General features: G+C 45.0%; 3 protein-coding genes. All 3 read right to left on the bottom strand.

Annotation, left to right across the window (positions count from 1 at the left end; translation table 11 throughout):
- Nucleotides 1-130, bottom strand: a 130-nt coding sequence (locus Q0546_RS11785; RefSeq protein WP_298793273.1) for an adenylyltransferase/cytidyltransferase family protein, incomplete at its 3' end; no start/stop codon positions are given.
- Nucleotides 131-212: 82 nt separating this feature from the next.
- Nucleotides 213-1,106 carry a UbiX family flavin prenyltransferase gene (locus tag Q0546_RS11780; protein WP_298793270.1) on the bottom strand — a complete coding sequence of 298 codons (894 nt, stop codon included), beginning with the start codon at nucleotides 1,104-1,106 and terminating at the stop codon, nucleotides 213-215.
- The gene (gene flgA / locus Q0546_RS11775; RefSeq protein ID WP_298793268.1) at nucleotides 1,103-1,870 is read right to left on the bottom strand and encodes a flagellar basal body P-ring formation chaperone FlgA; all 768 of its coding nucleotides are present in this window, start codon (nucleotides 1,868-1,870) and stop codon (nucleotides 1,103-1,105) included. The genes Q0546_RS11780 and flgA overlap by 4 nt, the downstream gene beginning before the upstream one ends.
- Nucleotides 1,871-2,022: the final 152 nt, after the last annotated feature.

The following is a 2,022-nucleotide window of genomic DNA, read 5'->3' as shown; positions in this document are numbered from 1 at the left end:
AAGGCTTCTTACTCTCGCTAGCCGCAACCGCGACGATGACTTTATCGAAAATTTTGGCCGCGCGCTTGATGACGTCCAGATGGCCGTTCGTGACGGGATCAAAGGTGCCGGGATAGATACAAGCTTTCATTTTTCGCCTTTAAATTTTAAAGGATGATTTTACTATTTTATGCCTAAAACAGGACTTTATCTTGCGGCAAGCGCAGCTATTTTTAGCCCCATCTTTTGTAAATTTGATGCTCGAGCCCAAGCAGATCAAGCCACTTGCCGATGATGAAATTTTCCATATCTTCAAGGCTATTTTGACCAGAATAATAACCCAAAACTGGCGGCGCGATAACGGCGCCGAGCGTGGAAAGCTTGGCCGCGTGCTCGAGCGCTAGCGTAGAAAACGGCATCTCTCTAACGCCCAAAATCAGCCTCTTTCGCTCCTTTAGTGCGACTGCGGCGGCGCGAGTTATCAGCGTGTCGGCAAAGCCCGCGTGGATTTTAGCAAGGGTGTTGATAGAGCAGGGCACGACGATAGTAGCGTCTATACCAAACGATCCCGAACTTGGCGCTGCGGCCAGATCGGAGTCATCGTGGATAACGGTGTGATTTTGCAAATCTTGCCAAATTTGATAAATTTCGTATTGTTTTGCGTCTTTTTGAATGCGGTTTTTATCAAGATCGCATTGCTTTTGAAATTTACCGCGGTCAAATTTACAATTTTGCCCGTTTGCATCAAGAGCGTAGTTATCCAAACCTACTAATTTTAAACCGTTGTCGTCCAAACCTTGCGCATTATCTGTAAATTTCCCGCTTTGGTTTTGCGATCTTTCGTCTCCGCCTCCAAAATCTAGCTCGCCTTGAGCGGAGCTAAAATTTGCAAATTTTGCGTCTTCGTGATCTTTGTCAAATTTGGCGCTACTTTGGTTTGCGTTAAATTTTAAACCCGTCGCACCATTTTTATAAAAAATATCCGTAAAATTTAGCTCTTTTTCCAGTACGTTCATCGCGTCTTTGCTCACGCACAAATGTAGCTCACTTCTTTTTGCTATCTCGCAGGCGAGCTTTAGCCCAAGATTTACGCCGCTTGCACCGCTAATGCCTAGAAAAATTTTCATCTTATCATCACCTGTTTTTTTGAGACGATTTGAGCGCTGAATACCTTTTTATCGTTGTTTTTGACCTTAATGGTCTCACCTAGATTGCCGTTTTCTAGCGCCGTAACCTCGACGATGATGCTGAGCGCACCGTCGCTAAGCACCGCATTTACGCGCTCGCCTTTTTTGATGAGCGGCAATGGCGTAAACTGCCGTAGCCGTAGCACTTCGCCGCTTTTTATGTTTTGCTTCGTCGCTAGCCTCGCGTTTGGCGCCTCGCTCATCATGTCGGGACTAAACTCGCCAAGCTCGACCCAGTCTTTCGCAAAGTCGTCTATACCTAGCATCTGGCGCGTGGTGAGTGGCTTAGTAGCCCGCAAAACAGGCATTTTTGCGCTAACTTCGTATCTAAAAAATACGCTTGGCTGCGAGCCGTTTGGCGTGATAAAACTAGCCCTGAAGCTGCCTTTTGGATTAATTTTATTTACGTAAATTTTGTCAAATTTGTATTCGTGGAAGTTTTTAGGAAGTTCATTTTGAGGCTCGATAAGCGGAAATTTGACGAATTGTAGTCCCTTAAACTCGCTCGTAACCTCTTGTAAAAAGGCGCGCTGCACGAGAGCCAATGCATCGCAGTTTTTGACGAATATCGTCTCTCCGCCGCTTTTATCCTCAAGCTCTAGCCCGTGTTTTTTTAAAATTTCAGCTAAGTCTCGCGAATTTATTTTTGCAGCTTTGTTTTCGCCCAAATTTAAAATCTCGTCGTTTTTACCCGCAAAACCCAAGTCCGCAAGCGTTATTTTGCCATTTGAAACGCAATACATCGGCCAAAGTGCTAAATCTGACGAAAATAAAAAAATGGGAAAAAATAGTAAGAAAAAAATGGAGCGGGAAACGAGATTCGAACTCGCGACCCCAACCTTGGCAAGGTTGTGCT

This window comes from uncultured Campylobacter sp., from assembly GCF_937997465.1.
In the GTDB taxonomy this organism is placed as follows: domain Bacteria; phylum Campylobacterota; class Campylobacteria; order Campylobacterales; family Campylobacteraceae; genus Campylobacter_A.
Note: the sequence above shows the minus strand (reverse complement) of the source record. Positions and strands in the feature narration are given on the sequence as shown.

Bases quoted from the DNA above. Each gene is read 5' to 3' on its own strand.
- Q0546_RS11780 (WP_298793270.1), bottom strand. From the start codon at position 1,106: ATGAAAATTTTTCTAGGCATTAGCGGTGCAAGCGGCGTAAATCTTGGG.